Genomic DNA, 15,673 nt, shown 5'->3' with positions numbered 1-15,673 from the left:
CCGCAACACAACTTGATAAAACTTCAGGAGATGGACTTGAACCAACCAATGAACCAACAAATGAATCAACTAAGCAATTGGAAAAACTTGATTCTGAGCTTACTGGTTATGATAGCAACCTGCTATTCAGCCTTTACTTCGGCGACGTCCGCTACAGACACAGAAAAAGTACCGGAAAATCATATACGCATTCCTCAAAGACTTCCTGATTTGAATGCCAACACGGTTGAGGATGATCTGGCTCGGGAATACCTGCAGCTTGCCAAAACAATTTTTCACCCCCGTATAAGTAACCTGAACAATTCGAAACGCTTTCGTTTTTATTTATGGTTTGGCAAATATGAAAAAGCCATAGAGTCTCTCGAACTAGCCAGACAGGACGAAGCAGCCAAGTTTCCAGTCACTTCTCCCGGACTATTTATCGGTCAGGAAATATACGCCGAGTCCAAACTTGTCACAGCAGAAAGCAGCTTTCAGGAAGGCTACGCGCAAGCTTTCAAAGGCAAGTTTGACACTTTGAATGATAAATCAGCACATGATGCGAGCGATTTTGTCACTTACAGTCTTGACTCGGGCAAAAGCTATCTGGAGTTCCTCCATGGCCGGGTCGCCGGAAAAGAGATTAATCTAAATCAGCCGGATGAGACGCTGCTAGCTCAGCTTAACAAGTTTTTTGTCGAATATATCGACTATCAGGTTTACAAAGAATCCTTGGCGCTGGCCAGAAAGCTGATTGAGGATGACCGCAACAAGCGATACCAGATAAATAAAAAGGTGATTATTAAAACCACTGACGGTGCAGAGCTATCTGCCATGATCGTTCGCAGTCGTTCACTTACCCAAAAACGACCGGCGATACTTACCGCGACTATCTACTCTGACGAAGAAAATAACTTGCAGCGGGCAATAGAAGCCGCCGCCCGAGGTTACGTCGGCGTTGTTTCAGATACTAGAGGCAAACGACTGAGTAAAAGCGCCATAGTCCCTTATGAAAAAGAAGTAGAAGATATTTACACCGTCATTGAATGGTTGAGCCAGCATCCGTGGACTGACGGCCGCGTCGCCATGTACGGCGGAAGCTATCTGGGATATACCCAGTGGGCTGCGACTAAAAAACTCCATCCGGCACTAAAAACTATCGTACCCGCCGTTGCAGCTATGGCCGGTTTGGGTCTCCCTATGGAAAACAACATTTTCCTAAATGCCAACTATGCCTGGACAGACTTTGTAACCAACAAGAAAGTAAATGATCCCGGCGCCTACTCCCGTAAAAACTGGAATCAGGTAAATGATGAATGGTATCAAAGTGGACGCTCTTATCGAGAGTTTGACCAAATCGCCGGCAAACCTAATCCCTGGTTACAAAAATGGCTGGACCATCCAGGGTTTGACGACTACTGGCAGTCGATGATTCCATTTGAAAAGGAATACGCAAAAATTAATATTCCTGTGTTAACACTGACCGGCTACTACGATGATGGACAGATCTCGGCAATGCACTACCTTAAAGAGCATTATCGATACAATCCGAATGCAGAACACTACTTGCTAATTGGCCCCTACGATCACTTCAGCTCGCAAATATTGAGAAACACTCATTTAAGAAATTACAAACTGGATCCCGTAGCCCTGATTGATATGCGAGAAATAACTTTCCAATGGTTTGACTATGTCCTCAATGGCGCCCCCAAACCGGCATTACTGAAAGATAAAATCAACTATCAACTCATGACAGACAATTCCTGGCGTCACACTTCATCTTTTGATGAATTGCAGGCTGCTCCTTATCGCTACTATTTGCACAGAGGAGAAAACAAGACAAATACAGAAAATGCCATTGACGAAAATAAACTCAGCTTAAGCAAGTCTTCATCATTGGATGCTTTGATTCAGACGATTGATTTAGCAGATAGAAGTAAGTCGTACAACAATCACTACTATCCTTACCCAATTGTACAAAAGAAGGTCAAAATCGATAGCGGATTTGCCTTTGTTACCGACGAATTCACTCAAGATATGGAACTCAGTGGTAGTATGTCGGGCGAGCTAAAAGTCAGAATCAATAAGAAAGACCTGGACGTTGGGTTGGTATTATTTGAAATCAAAGAAAATGGAGATTTTCATCATCTGAGTTATTTTCTTGGTCGAGCCAGTTACGCCAAAGATATGAACCGTAGACATCTGCTTAAGCCCGGTGAAATTGAAAGTATTCCATTCGAGCGGGTGAGAATGGTAAGTAAAAAAATAAGTAAAGGGAGTCGTCTGATGCTTTTGCTTAACGTCAACATGAATTCATTTGCTCAGGTCAACTATGGAACCAGCAAAGATGTCAGTGAGGAATCGATTGCCGATGCGGGGGAGCCGCTTAAAGTTGAGTGGTTGAACTCCAGCTATGTTGATTTACCGCTTAAGGTTTATCATCGGACAGGTAAATGACTAATTTCTAAACAATTGGAAAACTAGTCACTCTTAATCTTGATTAAATGAAACCAGTCCTTACAGAGTGGTTTCATTTGCATGCAAAATCGGCGATTAATAAAGTATTTGAAAAAAAATCGTCACGAATATAACAATGACTATCCAGATTTTCAGGTTTGAAAACCAGTTAACGTATAACGAGAGGTTTGCCTTTTTTTCTATTTCTAATCGTTCATCAACAGTAAATTTCTGACCGCATGAGCTACATGTGTCAATATCGAAAAAGTCGTTATCCCAAGACTTTATCGGATATTTCAAATAAATTTTTGAATGACAATAAGGACACTCGGAAACTCTCATATCTGTATACCAAAAAGTCATGATTCAACCTTTTTTACCGGCATTTTTTACAAACGTACTTCTTCTGCATATCCTTTACTGATTTTGTCACCAGTCGGGCTAACACCTTGAGATCAATATCATCCAGTTTATTGATATATAAACAGGACTTGCCGGTTTTAAACTTGCCTAGCTTATCCATCAATGGCTGATAGTTAGAAAAGCCCGGCATGATGTACACAGCCAAATTCTGTTTTCGCGGAGAAAAGCCCGTTACCAACCAGTCACCCTCACGGCCGCTCTCATACACATAGTGATAGCTGCCATAGCCGATAATAGTTCCCGTCAAATAAGGAGGGTAGCCACTCGCGCTTTCCATTAATTTAAGCAAAGTGTAGGCATCCTCTTTCCTTCTTTGGTTTTCAACCTTGGCTAAAAATGATTCGATCGCCTTATCCATGCTCCCTCCGCCTTTTAGACTAAATTATTGAAAAACATTAATCCCTGTTCTGTTCCAGTAAATACTGGTATATCTGATTCTTTTTATCACCAAAAACTTCGGCTGTGATTTTGGCCGCTTTCTTTCCCGGCAAATGTTCACTGAGTTTAATTGCCAAGTTTTTACTTTCTTCAGAAAGTACCTCTTTTTGCCTTTCCGCTCCTTTAATCAATACGACAAACTCGCCGCGACTTTGGTTAGAGTCAGAGTCCAGAATTTCAATCAGAGAATTGACACTCCCACCTAATACCGTTTCAAAGGTCTTGGTCAATTCTCGAGCAATCACGACTTCCCGCTCGGCCCCCATAGCCACTGCAATATCTTCAAGGCAGGCCCGAATGCGGTGAGAAGATTCATAAAATATCTGAGTAGCGGATTCAGTAGATAACTCTTTCAGCCGTTTTAACCGTGCCCCCTGCTTGGATGGCAGGAAACCTTCAAAATAGAAACGATCGCTGGGCAAGCCACTTACCGAGAGCGCCGCCACAAATGCGCAGGCCCCAGGAACTGGTACAACTCTGAAACCAAGTTTACGTAACTCATGAACTACCGGGTACCCCGGATCACTGATTAACGGGGTTCCGGCATCCGAAACCAGCGCAATCGACTCTCCTTTATCCAAACACTGAACTATATAATCCAGCTTTTGTCTCTCATTATGTTCATGTAGTGAAAAACATGGCGTATTTACGCCAATGTGGGATAATAAGCTGCGTGTGCGACGAGTGTCTTCAGCGGCAATTCGCTCGACATTGGCTAATGTGTGACGCATTCGATCACTCACGTCATCAAGATTTCCAATCGGCGTGGCAACAACATACAATACGCCTTGAGTCTTATCGCCATTGGCGACAACAGGATCAGAAGTATGGCTGGGTGACTGGCCGGACTCGTGTTCAGAATGTAAATTCGTCATAAAAACCGTTCATAGCTAAAAAATCAGCGAAATTTCGCCAAATAAGCGAAGTTTATCAGATGAAAAATGCGCTGATTCGGAGATATTACTGGATCATGAAGAAATTTATTGGTCAAAGCAACAAATTCATACTCGCAAGCTTGCTAGCAGTAGCTATCGCAGGTTGTGGCCCTAAATCCACTTCCTCTCGCCATACTCCCACAAGTAAAGGGTATGATCTGGAATATCTACTGAAACAGGCTAAACAAGCAGAGCCCACTCGCAAAGCCGGACTTTTAGTCGAAGTCGCAGGGTTGCTGGTACTGGAAGCCCGTTATGAAAAAGCTCAGGAAATTTTGATTCGGGTCGATCAACAATATTTGACTCCGCTGCAACAGGACGACTTTAACCTTTATTATGGTGAAACACTATTAGGACTGGCAGCCGCCGAATCATCATTAAAGCGTTTGAATAGTGTCACTAATCCGGGAGCAAAGCCTATCGAGTGGCAACTTAGATATTCACAGAGTCTTTCCGATAGCTACCTGGCAAACGGGAACGCCTTTGAAGCCGCTAAAATCAGGATTGAGTTAGAGGATTTGATCGACAATCCAGAGCTATTGCAAAGCAATAATGAAAAAATCTGGCAAGCCCTCAATACCATCGAAGTCGACTTTCTGAACAGTCTGAAGTCAGATTTCAATACTCAGCGGCTAAATGGTTGGCTTGAAATCGTTTACATCAACAAAAAGTGGGGACACGATCCGCAGCAATTGCTTGGCCAGATGGAGCAATGGAAAAAGCGTTATCCGCTTCATCCGTCACAGGTCCATCAACCAGAAACTTTACAGCGTGCCGCTTCTGCGACTCTGTTTAAGCCCAAACAAATTGCGGTGCTACTCCCTTTATCTGCCAAAAATGGTGCGGTTGGCGAGATCATACGAGATGGTATTCTTGCCGCTCATTACCAGCAGGCTGATGCAGCTAGCGCCCCCAGGATTAGCTTTTATGACACCGCCAAGGATCTTTCTGCACTCACGCCTTACCAGAAAGCATTAAATGATGGCGCCGACTTCATTCTTGGGCCACTAACCAAAGAAGCCGTTTCTGTTATTCTTGAACAGGAATCGATCCCGGTTCCCATGCTAGCGCTAAATCGCTTGCAGGATACAGGCTTCCAGCAAGCAAACATCTTTCAATTCGGACTACCGGTAGAAGATGAAGCTGTACAAGCGGCCCACAGAGCATTTGAAAAGGGCTATCGCAAAGCCATTGCATTCTTACCTGAAAACAGCGTCGGAGAACGAGCGGAAAAAGCATTTCGAGAATATTTTGAGCAGCTAGGCGGCGAACTGATCGAAGTGAAAACTTACAATGAGCACAAAAAACTCAAAGCCGATGTTCAAAACCTGCTCGGTGTAGATAAAAGCATGGATCGTAAACGTGCCGTCCAACAATTGTTAGGTCGTAATCTGGAATTTGAAATGAGACGTCGCCAGGATGCCGAGTTCATCTTCCTGGTCGCTTCGCCAAGCATGGGAAGAAGTATTAAGCCTTTTATTAACTTCTACTACGCGCATGATCTTCCGGTAATAGCGACTTCTATGGTTTATTCAGGAAAGAAAGACCCGCAAGATGATATAGACCTCAATGGGATCGAGTTCCCTGATATTCCTCTGATTATCAGCGAACAGGAAGACTATCTGATTACACGAAATACTTTAAAAGATATTCAGCCTGAAGCTCTGGACTCACGAGGCAGATTCTTCGCACTTGGTTACGATGCCTATAAAATTCTGGCGCAACTTGCAGTATTAAGAGCTTTCCCTGATTATCACTGGCAAGGTCTGGGTGGCGAACTGGGAGTTGACGAAAACGGACTGGTTCATCGCTATTTAACCTGGGCCAGATTCAACCGTGGGGTTCCCAATGTCACGAAAGAGCAACCGGTAAAATTACAAAAGCAGCCGCTACCGACTTCATCGGATAGTACAGGAGAGTCAGCGCCTTCTCACTAATGCCCAGGTGACCAGAACCAATAACTTTTCAAGGAAGCGCTTATTAACTGGTTAAAACAACTGAATAAAAGAGAGTTTGGAAGCAAACTCGAAAGTTTTGCAGAGCAAACGCTAAAAAAGCAGGGTCTCAGCATTATTGAGCGAAACTTTTTGTGCAAGCTGGGGGAAATAGACCTGATTGCCAAAGATGGAGAAACGCTGACATTTGTTGAGGTTCGATACCGTAAACAGGCTTCTTTTGGTGGTGCTCTGGCAAGTGTAGACAGAGTCAAACAAAAAAAACTGATTAACACCGCTCAATTCTATTTGCAGCAAAAAAAATTAGTGAATCGAGTGAGCTGCCGCTTTGATGTTTTCGCCATCGAAGGTCCGCTTGATAAACTTCAGTTTGACTGGATCAAAAACGCATTTGGAGAGTAGAGATAAAGTTAGCTCTCCGTTAATTAGAGTAAATAAGATTTTATATGATTGAACGAATTCGGAATACTTTCACCGAAAGTATTCAAACCAAAATTGCGGCGGCTGATGCATTGCCTGAAAGAATCGCTAACGCTGGTGAATTACTGGTAAACACTTTGCTAAATGGCGGCAAAGTTCTCGCATGTGGCAACGGAGGTTCTGCTACCGAGGCACAACACTTTTGCTCTGAAATGTTAAATCGTTTTGAGCGTGAGCGTCCTGCACTGCCGGCCATTCCACTCACAACAGATTGTAGTACTATCACGGCGATTGGTAACGATTACAATTTCAACGAAATTTTCGCCAAGCAGGTAAAAGCGCTGGGTCAGCCGGGTGATATTTTGTTGGCCTTTTCAACCAGCGGAAATTCACAAAACGTTATCGAAGCAATGCGTGCTGCATTAGCAAAAGACATGCTGATCATAAGCTGTACCGGAAAAGATGGTGGCGAAATGGCCGGACTAATGGGCTCTAACGATGTTGAGATCCGTGTCCCGTCAAATTCTACCGCACGAATTCAGGAAGTGCATTTAGTGGTGGTACATAGTTTATGTGATTTGGTCGACAACGCTTTATTCGGGGAAATTAACTAATGCGTAATTTAACGATTATTGTCCTGCTTTCAACACTTTTTCTTTCGGGTTGTGAGTCATTGATAGTTGCTGGAGCTGCGGGAGGAGCTGTCGCCTCGCAAGATAGACGAACCGTTCCGACTCAACTCGAAGATCAAAACATAGAATTCAAATCTTTTGGTGCAATTTTTGAAAATGATGAATTATGGGACGACACAAATATCGATGTTGTTAGCTACAACAACACGGTACTCATGGTCGGTCAGGCACCTACAGCAGAGCTGAAAGCCAAGGCTGAAAAGGAAATTAAAAAAATAGAAAAAGTAAAAAAGGTACTTAACCAACTGAGAATCGCAGCGCCTATTTCATTTTTTGCCAGTCGCAATGATGAAATAATTACTACCAAGGTAAAATCTTCAATGTTGTTTACCAGCGACTTTCCTTCTTCGAAAATCAAAGTCGTAACCGAAAATAGCGAGGTGTTTTTGATGGGGCTGGTAACTCAGGATGAAGCAAGTAAAGCTGTCGAAATTGCGCGTAACGTTGGCGGAGTGACCCGAGTGATTAAGGCTTTTGAATATATTCAGGAAGAGAAAACCAATTAACTCATTCTGCCTATACTGGACTAGAAAAGGCTACAAAGTAATAATGTAGCCTTTTTTCAGGCTTGATATTTCTTCAAGACTATCTATCGAATCGCCGTCAAGCTCCCACCTATAGATAGCCAATTCCCATAATAACATCCATAGCATTATTCCCTGCCTGCATAGAAAATGGAATCGTTACTGCAACCTTTGACAAGCCTGCACTTTCAAATGCATCTTTGACTTGTTGTTTTGAAAAACCACTACCTTCCTCTCCCTCTTCCTTATACCAGTCCCATTGGACCAGGTAGCCGCTACCCTTCAGAAGGTGAGTTAATAAAGTTAGCGTTTTTTCATATTCAGGTACAAATGCCAATGCAGATGAACAAACAATGAGATCAAATTTTTGCTGAAGAAGATGGTTCTTACTGATCAGCTCAGAAGTTAATTCCTCAGCGATGGTGTCGACATTTTTAATCTTCTTATTCCTGAGCACTTCAATCATCTTGGTTGAAGGATCTAGCGCAACAATAAAGTTAGCCTGGTGAGCCAATTTTTCGCTAAGCAAGCCGGTTCCACATCCAAAGTCCAGTATTCTCAAATTGTCGATACTCAAAGCGGTTGTCAGGGCATCAAAGGCTTTTTCCGAATATCGATTAACATCGTCATTGGTATCCCATTCCTCTGCATAATCGTCCCAGTCATTACTACTCATAATTAATAAACACCATCTCTCTATTGAGTAACCTGATAGTTACCACTCTGAAAACCAGCCTTATACCTTGTTGCCTGCATTCGGCTCTTCAATTTTGTCGATATCGACAAGATTCCACGGCATATCTTTATGCCGGTAGATTCGTTTGTTTAATTTCGGGTATTCACCAACATCATGACTAGAACGTTGTCCCACCACAATGCATCTTAAGAGCTGATCACCATTATTGTAAAGTGAATGGGCTTCACCGCCAGCTCTATAACCAATGAAATCGCCTGCTTTGGCTGACAATTTCTGGTCTCCAATCGATGCCTGGCAGGTACCTTCGAGAATATAGATACATTCATCCTCATGAAAGTGTCTATGAAATTCGGTAGATTCAAAACCAGGTTCCACTTCAATAATATGAAACCCAAAACCGGTCAATCCTGTCAGATCACCAAGTGATTTATTAATTCTTCTCGCATTGTCATTCAAGAAGTGAGTTTTGGACACTCCTTCATATGCTTCAATCTCTTCTCTGGTGATTAGATATTTTTCCACAGAATGCTCCACTCGATGTCCTGTTATTGAACTGCCATCCCAGGCAATGTCATTTAGATTTGTTTGCCGCAAAAGACAGTGACCAGCGGTGAAAACCCGGATAGCCCAGTAAAAATAGACAGTAGAACTTGTCGTCACGTTACAAGTTCCATTTCTTTTACAACTGAAGAGGGGCAAATAAAAACCATATTTCCCCTTTTAGTAAAATTTATCCTATAAAAAACTTATCCTTTAAAGAACCTGTTTCTTTTTCGCAGCTTTGTAAAACGGCAACACTTTCTGGCCCAGTTTCTCTAATGCCTTCTGACGATTTTGCGGAGAAGGATGAGTACTCAAGAATTCAAAGGTCTGCCCGCCTCCCTGTTTTGCCATCTTCTGCCACAAAGTTACCGCAGCCTTGGGGTGGAACCCTGCTTTAGCGGCAAGCTCAATTCCCACCTCATCCGCTTCAGACTCTGAAGCTCGGCTATTGGGAAGCGTCAAAGCGACTTGCGCAGCTGAAGCAGCCAAAGTCATTGTTCGACCCGATGCATCAGTTGCCTTTTGCAACATTTGTAAAGCCATATTATTAGCCATAGCTACAGACATTCGTTCCGCAGAATGATTGGCAAGCGCATGAGAAATTTCATGGCCCATAACCTGCGCGATTTCGCCATCAGTGGCATTGAGTTTATTGATTAATCCGGTATAGATAGCCATTTTTCCACCAGCCATACACCAGGCGTTAACGACTTCAGGATCATCGATAACTTTCACTTGCCAATTCCAGCCTCGGGTTTCCGGTCGCAATAAAATGGCCTGCTCAATCAGTTTTTTAGTGATTCGCTCGACTCGTTTAGTCAACTTCGGATTATTGTTAACCTTTCCAGCATCAGCCAGGGGTTTAATTGTCTCCGTATAGGCCAGCTTTGATGCTTCAATTGCTTGCCGCTCCGAAACCAGTGTTAACTGTTTCCGCCCTGCTATGTTGGTTGTACATGCCGATAACATCAGGCTAACAAGAACTGTTGAGATAATTGTTTTGCTACAAAGTTTAACTGTTTGTTGTAGATTTTTTCTGGATGTCATAATAGAACTGTTTGGTGGCGTTAATATCTGGGTTATTATCTTATCGCTTCTTAAGTTAAATTACCAAGCATGAAGAAAATTTACCAAAGCTGACGATAGATAGCAGGAAAAAGCCGTTATTATTAATATTGTCATTACTAGTCTTGTCAATCCGCTGGTTCAAATTCTATTCGATTGAAGATTATTCCTTTGTCACATAGAATCAATCGATTCAGCGCTAATACCATAATATATGGTATTAGCAATACTCTACCCCTGGATTGATAAAAGCAAAATTGGAACAGGTGGATAACGGCAGCTTACTCAGAGAAATAGTAAAATGAATGAAAATCAATTGATAAACTGGTTGAATAGCAGGCTGGCAAACAACCCGCTACTTTCAGTTTTAGCGCTAAGAAATCTGGTATTAGCAGTTGATAGCGAAACAACTCAGCTCATACTGAATGTACACGATGATGCTGTTGATATTGCCACGCGCTCGGTTGACAGCAAGTATGACTGCTTGATTAAAATATTTCCTGAGTCTTTCTCTGAGAAAACTGTAAAATATGAACTCAGCTATACACTCAACAGCTCTCTCCCGATGAGTACGGCCAGAATAATTGAGCAACTTATTAACCCTCAGGATTTAACCACTGCAGACTTACGGGAAAACTATTTCTATTCATTTTTGTTCGCGGATACAGCCAAAGAAGTTATCTACGAAAATAATGCGATCTCATTACTGCGCTACCGCTGTGCTTTTAAAGGATATGATGTGTATATTACTTCAGGCTTTTCCGATGAAAGTGCCAGCAGCTTTGCACCATATGATACCGAGGCAATGGGGTTGAGCGGATGTGGAAAAGAGTTTTTCTTCTTATCCAAGGGTGAAGATAAAATAACAGAAGTACTTCTGATATTTTTCAAAAAATTCATCGATGAACTCTATATCTTTATGAGAGGAAGAAGCGTGGAATGGGATTATTTTGAAACCGGCTTCGGCGGCTTTCTGGTTTATAAGAATCTCGACTTTGGTAGTTCAATATCCTTGAGTTCTGGCAAAGTTTATTTCGATATGTTTATGCCTCTGTTATTAGAAGAAGTTCAGACTATAAATCATTTGAAGACAAACTTTGAAGACAATAGAGCCAAGATAATGAATATGGTTGAGCAGATAGTAGAGAAGTCAGAGTTTGGTTACAGGGAAAGTGAACAGGTAGCTCAATAGGTGCTCAATAATGCTCTTCCCACAGACTTGTTAGAGAGACTTATTGGGGAGACTTATTGGAGAGATTTCTTGAAAGGCTGCTTCTGATAGGCGATCTGACAAGCAAGCTGATAAGCGAATCGAAACCATTAAGGACGAACCTAATAAGGTCACCCATTTTGATTGTTGTAAATATATCGATGAAACGAAAGCAAAGAGGGAGCGCAGCCGCATTAATTCCTGAAAGAAATAATGGACTCTGAGCATATTCTTTATTTGCATATATGAATTCAGCAATTGAAATATCTCATTCTTCTTGCCAGAATCACCGAGCGAGATATTTTTGAAGCTGCAAGGAAACTTAAAGTGCAGGCAAAATTATCATAATAAGAAAGATATAGCGAATAAGGAGATAGCTATGTTGAAATATCTAAGCATTACTTTTGTTCTATTATTCTCAATTTCCGCTCAAGCTCACCATCCTGAAATTTCTGCTGATGCAGTTTGCGATGAAACAACCGGTGAGGTAAACATCAACTATGAATCCTGGACCTGGGACTCTTGCGATTATTATGGTGGATGTGGAAACACTCGCATTGACATCTTGCTCAACGGCGTTGTAATAGAGTCAAATAGTTTTAGCGAACCTGATTACCGCTTCAGTGGGTCCTATCCTGCTCCGGTAGGCGCACAGCCAGGAGATTCTGTTAGTGTCACTGCACTTGCGGTAGATGCCTGGAGCAATGGTACTGAAGGCGGACAGTCAAGGTCGACTAGCGTGACTATTCCTGATACTTGCACGAATACATCAGGGACCGGACGCTTCACTGGCGGCGGGCATCAAATTCGGGTTGATGCGGTGCGTATTACCCGTGGATTTACTTTACACTGCGACTTACTTCTTTCAAACAATCTTGAAATCAACTGGAAGGGCAACCATTTTCATATGAAAGAACATATGGAAACCGTGGCTTGTACGGATGACCCAGATATTATTCAAGCGCCACCAGAAGCTCCTGTGGATACTATTGTTGGCGTGGGCCAAGGGCACTATAACAACGAGCCCGGCTATACCATCGAGTTCACTCTAGTGGATGCAGGCGAGCCAGGCGGAGATGATCAAGCTGCATTTAAACTCTATGAAACAGCTAATCCTGCCAATGTCATTATGGAAGTTCCTCTACAATCTATCACTGGCGGTAATATCCAGGCACACGCCGATCAACCTCACAAGTAGCCTTTTAACGAGCACCCTTTCCGGGTGCTCACTTCTAACTATAAAAGACCCAAAAAACGGGATGGTTAAGCATCTCTTAACTTCACTCGTCACTACAACACTACGAACTGATAAACCTCATAATCCAGCAAAGAGCTCTGCCATAAACTAATATTTAATTAGAGTTAGCGAAGGCAGGAGAGCCAATATGGCACAACTCACATTCTATGGTGCTGTTGAAGGGGTGACAGGTTCGATGTATTTGCTGGAAACCGATAAAAGTCGAGTTCTCCTCGACTGCGGACTATTCCAGGGAAGGCAGGAAATAGAAGATGCCAACTCACGTCCCTTTCCATTTCAAGTTGATCAAATTGATGCTGTAGTTCTATCTCACGCTCACCTCGATCACTCAGGTAGACTACCTTTCCTCATTTCTGAAGGCTATAGTCGGGAAATCATCATGACTTCGGCAACCTGCGATCTGATCGAAGTTCTACTTAACGATGCAGCGTCTTTACAGCAACGAGATGCTGAATGGGAAAATAAACGAAATAAACGGGCCGGAAAACCTCTGATCACTCCATTGTTTACGTTACATGATGTCGAGAAAACTCTTAACCATTGTCGTGGAGTGCCTTATCATCAAATTAACCGGATTACCGAAGATGTCACAATTAAATTTCTGGATGCCGGGCATATTCTCGGTTCTTCTATTGTAGAAATTTCGGTTGATGAAGAAAACAAAACCAAAAAGATGGTCTTTTCCGGAGATCTGGGAAATTCTCAAGCAGCTTTGCTAAAAGACCCTGAAGTCGTCAACTCCGCAGATGTACTTTTACTTGAATCAACCTATGGAGATCGAGAACATCGTTCCATTTCCGACACGCTAGAAGAGTTTGAGGAAATTATTGTTAGCGCCTCTCAAAACGGAGGCAATATTCTTATTCCTTCTTTCGCTGTCGGTCGTACTCAGGAAATAATCTTCAGGTTGGGTGAGTTGTATCAACAGGGAAAACTCAATCGACAGGTTGTTTATCTGGATAGCCCGATGGCAATTGCGGTTACAGAAATCTATCATCGCTATCAGAATGTCTACAATCGCGAAGATACCAATACGATGGAAAATGGTACCAGAGGCGGACGAGAAGCGGAGAAGCGATTTCATGACAATAGTTTGCACCGATTTCTACCGATACTGCGCTATACAACTTCGACAGCAGAGTCGATCGCGTTGAACCGCCTGGAAAGTGGCGGAATAATAATCGCTGGAAGTGGCATGTGTAATGGTGGACGAATTCGTCATCATTTAAAACACAATTTGTGGCGCAGTAAATCGCATGTCGTTTTTGTCGGCTTCCAGGCAGAAGGAACACCTGGACGAGCATTGGTTGATGGTGCAAAAGTATTTAAAATCGGCGGCGAACGCATCGCAGTTAAAGCAGAAATTCACACCATGGGTGGATTTTCCGCACATGCGAGCCAACGCCAGTTAATCGAATGGCTGTCTTCCCTAGAGCCATCAAAAACTCGCTTGTATTTGGTTCACGGAGAAGAAAATGCTAAAAAAGCACTACAAGTTGCAGTTAATGAACGAGGATGGTCGGCACAGATACCCTCGCTTGGTGAAGTCATTACTTTTTGAAACGCGTTCAATTGGACTACATTTCAAATGTAGAAAGCGTGGTGAAGAAACAATGTCAGATAAATCAAAAATAGAAAAACTGAAAACAAGAATTGCTGAGTTGGAAAAAGAGTTAAATGGTCTGAGGAGCACCGAGAAAATTTTCAACGCCATTATGGACAATGCTCCAGCATTGATTTCTGCCAAAGACACTCAGGGCAATATCATTCTCACAAACCAGCAATTTGGCTCTCTTGCAGGTCCTGCACCTGAGGATTACATCGGAAAAAATGTCTATGATCTATTTCCTAAAGAAATTGCTGATGAGCTGTGGAAAAATGATTGCCTTGCAAGGGATAGTAATTCGTCTATTGAGGCAGAAGAAAACGTCGAACATAAAGATGGCAGTATGCATACCTATTTCACCGTTAAATTCCCACTCAAACGTGATGAAGATATTTTTGCTACATGTGCGTTTTCTATCGACATAACCAATCTTAAGCGAGCACAAGAAGAGCGAGATCGAGACTCTCTAACCGGGTTGTACAACCGCAGGCTATTTTATAAATCAATAATCGATGAACAAAAGCGAGCAAGTCGGAGCAATGCTTATCTCGCACTACTAATGCTCGATCTGGATCATTTTAAAGAGCTAAACGACAACTTAGGCCATTTATATGGAGACGAAGTACTAGTGGCTTTGGCCAAACTGCTGCACACGCGCTTTAGAAGACTAGGCGATTATGTTTTTCGTATTGGCGGTGAAGAGTTTGTTGCACTGCTAACATGTCAGAATGCTGAAGAAGCGGTGGCTATTGCTGAATCTATCCGAACAGACGTTCTTGATCTTGATTATGTTCACCCTAACAATGAAGGTACAGGCAAACTAAGCATATCTATCGGCCTTAAAATTGTAGCACCAAATGAGCCGATTGATCACGAAGAGATCTTCAGGCAAGCCGACCAGGCGCTATATCAGGCAAAAACTCATGGTCGTAACCAGGTTGTTAGTGCAAGCCTCTGGGATGGTACTCAAGAAGGGCAACAGCAAGAGAAGCAACTCTCTTAAACAAAAACAGGAAGACAGCTACTAAACAACAATTCAAAATAAATCAGACAAACAATTCAGACAGCCACTATATCGATATTCACTAATGTCAACAATAGACAAATTCTCACACTCACTTCCAAACTTTACTGCTTTTATTCTAATTACCGTCTGGCACAATAAAAATCTATCCTATAGAGCCCATACCAAGTTCAAGAATGAACCATGGCCATTAAACGAAGTGATTTAATCGATAATGAAACCCCGGGGTTTTATCATCTGATTTCGCGTTGCAAATAACAAGCACAACAAGGGGTCAGGCACTTTTTACTACTAACAAGGGGTCAGGCACATTTTACAATAAACAATTCTTTTTCCAACATAACAATCTCCTTTTTCCACTGACCTGCTTCAATCTCTTTTCGCACTCTTGTTATTGGCGTCGAGACACTACCTGGGTGGTTTAAGTTAAAATATCCTGCAACCTGT

At 42.5% G+C, this 15,673-nt stretch carries 14 protein-coding genes; 9 read left to right on the top strand and 5 right to left on the bottom strand.

The annotated features are described in order from the left end of the window. Window positions 1-36: 36 nt before the first annotated feature. Window positions 37-2,436, top strand: coding sequence for a CocE/NonD family hydrolase (locus tag IYN84_RS00070; protein WP_196137137.1), 2,400 nt, complete (start codon window positions 37-39; stop codon window positions 2,434-2,436). 376 nt (window positions 2,437-2,812) lie between these two features. Here the strand turns inward: IYN84_RS00070 and IYN84_RS00065 are convergent, their stop codons facing one another. Both IYN84_RS00065 and rsmI read right to left on the bottom strand, forming a co-directional pair. Beyond that, window positions 2,813-3,217 (bottom strand): DUF1801 domain-containing protein, encoded by a 405-nt coding sequence (locus IYN84_RS00065; protein WP_196137136.1) that lies wholly within the window; start codon window positions 3,215-3,217, stop codon window positions 2,813-2,815. A 37-nt stretch (window positions 3,218-3,254) separates the two neighbouring features. Next, window positions 3,255-4,172 (bottom strand): 16S rRNA (cytidine(1402)-2'-O)-methyltransferase, encoded by a 918-nt coding sequence (gene rsmI / locus IYN84_RS00060; RefSeq protein WP_196137135.1) that lies wholly within the window; start codon window positions 4,170-4,172, stop codon window positions 3,255-3,257. A 95-nt stretch (window positions 4,173-4,267) separates the two neighbouring features. Here rsmI and IYN84_RS00055 point away from each other — a divergent pair, with 95 nt between their 5' ends. Genes IYN84_RS00055 through IYN84_RS00040 form a run of 4 tightly spaced genes read left to right on the top strand, consistent with a single transcriptional unit; the run spans window position 4,268 to window position 7,805 of the window. Next, entirely contained in the window at window positions 4,268-6,169 is a 1,902-nt protein-coding gene (locus IYN84_RS00055; protein WP_196137134.1) for a penicillin-binding protein activator, read from the top strand. Window positions 6,170-6,211: 42 nt separating this feature from the next. After that, the gene (locus IYN84_RS00050; protein WP_371734813.1) at window positions 6,212-6,589 is read left to right on the top strand and encodes a YraN family protein; all 378 of its coding nucleotides are present in this window, start codon (window positions 6,212-6,214) and stop codon (window positions 6,587-6,589) included. Window positions 6,590-6,633: 44 nt separating this feature from the next. After that, window positions 6,634-7,221 carry a phosphoheptose isomerase gene (locus tag IYN84_RS00045; protein ID WP_196137133.1) on the top strand — a complete coding sequence of 196 codons (588 nt, stop codon included), beginning with the start codon at window positions 6,634-6,636 and terminating at the stop codon, window positions 7,219-7,221. Next, window positions 7,221-7,805 (top strand): BON domain-containing protein, encoded by a 585-nt coding sequence (locus IYN84_RS00040; protein ID WP_196137132.1) that lies wholly within the window; start codon window positions 7,221-7,223, stop codon window positions 7,803-7,805. Before IYN84_RS00045 ends, IYN84_RS00040 begins: the two co-directional genes overlap by 1 nt. Window positions 7,806-7,914: 109 nt before the next feature. On the opposite strand, the gene IYN84_RS00035 is transcribed toward IYN84_RS00040, so the two are convergent. From IYN84_RS00035 to IYN84_RS00025, 3 genes are all read right to left on the bottom strand, one after another. Continuing rightward, window positions 7,915-8,499 carry a class I SAM-dependent methyltransferase gene (locus tag IYN84_RS00035; protein ID WP_196137131.1) on the bottom strand — a complete coding sequence of 195 codons (585 nt, stop codon included), beginning with the start codon at window positions 8,497-8,499 and terminating at the stop codon, window positions 7,915-7,917. Between the two features lie 60 nt (window positions 8,500-8,559). Next, window positions 8,560-9,180 carry a cupin domain-containing protein gene (locus IYN84_RS00030; RefSeq protein ID WP_371734716.1) on the bottom strand — a complete coding sequence of 207 codons (621 nt, stop codon included), beginning with the start codon at window positions 9,178-9,180 and terminating at the stop codon, window positions 8,560-8,562. A gap of 93 nt (window positions 9,181-9,273) precedes the next feature. Next, window positions 9,274-10,110, bottom strand: a complete 837-nt coding sequence (locus IYN84_RS00025; RefSeq protein WP_196137130.1) for a M48 family metallopeptidase — start codon at window positions 10,108-10,110, stop codon at window positions 9,274-9,276. A gap of 319 nt (window positions 10,111-10,429) precedes the next feature. Here IYN84_RS00025 and IYN84_RS00020 point away from each other — a divergent pair, with 319 nt between their 5' ends. From IYN84_RS00020 to IYN84_RS00005, 4 genes are all read left to right on the top strand, one after another. Further along, window positions 10,430-11,320 carry a suppressor of fused domain protein gene (locus IYN84_RS00020; protein ID WP_196137129.1) on the top strand — a complete coding sequence of 297 codons (891 nt, stop codon included), beginning with the start codon at window positions 10,430-10,432 and terminating at the stop codon, window positions 11,318-11,320. Window positions 11,321-11,717: 397 nt separating this feature from the next. Further along, window positions 11,718-12,536 carry a hypothetical protein gene (locus IYN84_RS00015; RefSeq protein WP_196137128.1) on the top strand — a complete coding sequence of 273 codons (819 nt, stop codon included), beginning with the start codon at window positions 11,718-11,720 and terminating at the stop codon, window positions 12,534-12,536. A 187-nt stretch (window positions 12,537-12,723) separates the two neighbouring features. Further along, window positions 12,724-14,157: an MBL fold metallo-hydrolase RNA specificity domain-containing protein gene (locus tag IYN84_RS00010; RefSeq protein WP_196137127.1), complete on the top strand. Its 1,434-nt coding sequence runs from the start codon at window positions 12,724-12,726 to the stop codon at window positions 14,155-14,157. 52 nt (window positions 14,158-14,209) lie between these two features. After that, window positions 14,210-15,205: a sensor domain-containing diguanylate cyclase gene (locus tag IYN84_RS00005; RefSeq protein ID WP_196137126.1), complete on the top strand. Its 996-nt coding sequence runs from the start codon at window positions 14,210-14,212 to the stop codon at window positions 15,203-15,205. Window positions 15,206-15,673: the final 468 nt, after the last annotated feature.

The sequence above is a fragment of the Aliikangiella sp. G2MR2-5 genome, assembly GCF_015687155.1.
In the GTDB taxonomy this organism is placed as follows: Bacteria; Pseudomonadota; Gammaproteobacteria; order Enterobacterales; family Kangiellaceae; genus Aliikangiella.
The sequence above is the reverse complement of the archived record's forward strand: the minus strand, read 5'-3'. Positions and strand labels throughout refer to the sequence as shown.

What these genes read in the sequence shown, in the direction of transcription:
- IYN84_RS00035 (WP_196137131.1), bottom strand. Translation starts at nt 8,499, where the DNA reads ATGAGTAGTAATGACTGGGACGATTATGCAGAGGAATGGGATACCAAT.
- IYN84_RS00055 (WP_196137134.1), top strand. Translation starts at nt 4,268, where the DNA reads ATGAAGAAATTTATTGGTCAAAGCAACAAATTCATACTCGCAAGCTTG.
- IYN84_RS00005 (WP_196137126.1), top strand. Translation starts at nt 14,210, where the DNA reads ATGTCAGATAAATCAAAAATAGAAAAACTGAAAACAAGAATTGCTGAG.
- IYN84_RS00025 (WP_196137130.1), bottom strand. Translation starts at nt 10,110, where the DNA reads ATGACATCCAGAAAAAATCTACAACAAACAGTTAAACTTTGTAGCAAA.
- IYN84_RS00020 (WP_196137129.1), top strand. Translation starts at nt 10,430, where the DNA reads ATGAATGAAAATCAATTGATAAACTGGTTGAATAGCAGGCTGGCAAAC.
- IYN84_RS00045 (WP_196137133.1), top strand. Translation starts at nt 6,634, where the DNA reads ATGATTGAACGAATTCGGAATACTTTCACCGAAAGTATTCAAACCAAA.
- IYN84_RS00040 (WP_196137132.1), top strand. Translation starts at nt 7,221, where the DNA reads ATGCGTAATTTAACGATTATTGTCCTGCTTTCAACACTTTTTCTTTCG.
- IYN84_RS00015 (WP_196137128.1), top strand. Translation starts at nt 11,718, where the DNA reads ATGTTGAAATATCTAAGCATTACTTTTGTTCTATTATTCTCAATTTCC.
- rsmI (WP_196137135.1), bottom strand. Translation starts at nt 4,172, where the DNA reads ATGACGAATTTACATTCTGAACACGAGTCCGGCCAGTCACCCAGCCAT.
- IYN84_RS00010 (WP_196137127.1), top strand. Translation starts at nt 12,724, where the DNA reads ATGGCACAACTCACATTCTATGGTGCTGTTGAAGGGGTGACAGGTTCG.
- IYN84_RS00065 (WP_196137136.1), bottom strand. Translation starts at nt 3,217, where the DNA reads ATGGATAAGGCGATCGAATCATTTTTAGCCAAGGTTGAAAACCAAAGA.